This window comes from Vulcanibacillus modesticaldus (assembly GCF_001730235.1).
Classification (GTDB): domain Bacteria; phylum Bacillota; class Bacilli; order Tepidibacillales; family Tepidibacillaceae; genus Vulcanibacillus; species Vulcanibacillus modesticaldus.
Map to the genome: position 1 here is coordinate 1 of NZ_MIJF01000094.1, position 696 is coordinate 696.

General features: G+C 33.8%; 1 protein-coding gene. It reads right to left on the bottom strand.

Annotated elements, in window-relative coordinates; translation table 11 throughout:
- On the bottom strand, positions 1-696 hold a 696-nt coding region (locus tag BHF71_RS11050; RefSeq protein WP_069657680.1), incomplete at both ends, for an IS3 family transposase.

The following is a 696-nucleotide window of genomic DNA, read 5'->3' on the forward strand; positions in this document are numbered from 1 at the left end:
TTAATTTCTCTTGGAATCGGTGATGATTATAAAAACGTATGTACCTTTTAACGGCATTTTTTACTTCTTCAGTTGTGCGAAAAGAGTATAGATGAAAACACTCTGCCTTAAAGTGGCTGAAGAAATTCTCCATGCTGGCATTATCTAAACAATTTCCTTTTCTGGACATACTTGCTTTTATATTGTATCTTTTAAGTAGTTGGTTGTATTGACGGGATGTATACTGGAATCCTTGATCACTGTGTAGGAAGACTCCGTTTACATTCCGCTTTTTTCGTTTCTTAATAGCTTTTTTAACCGTATCTATTACCAGTTGAAGATCATTTCTTGAACTTACGTGATAAGCCACAATTTCATTGTTGTAAAGGTCTTTAATAGCTGATAAATAGAGCCTTTTCTTATTAAAAATTAAATAGGTGATATCTGTTACCCATTTTTCATTCGGTTTTGTGGCATGAAAATCCCTGTTTAGATTGTTATTTGAGATGACGTAAGGCTCTTTCTTCCCATAATACGGCCTTTTTTTGCGAATAACCGCACAGATTCCCATCTCTTTCATCAGTCTTTGTACTCGTTTATGGTTAACTTTTAAGTTATACCTACGCTTAAGCCAACCCTTTATTCTTCTATATCCGTAAATTCCTTTTACTTTCTGATGACATTCTAAAATCTTATTTTTTAGCTTTTCGTCCTCCA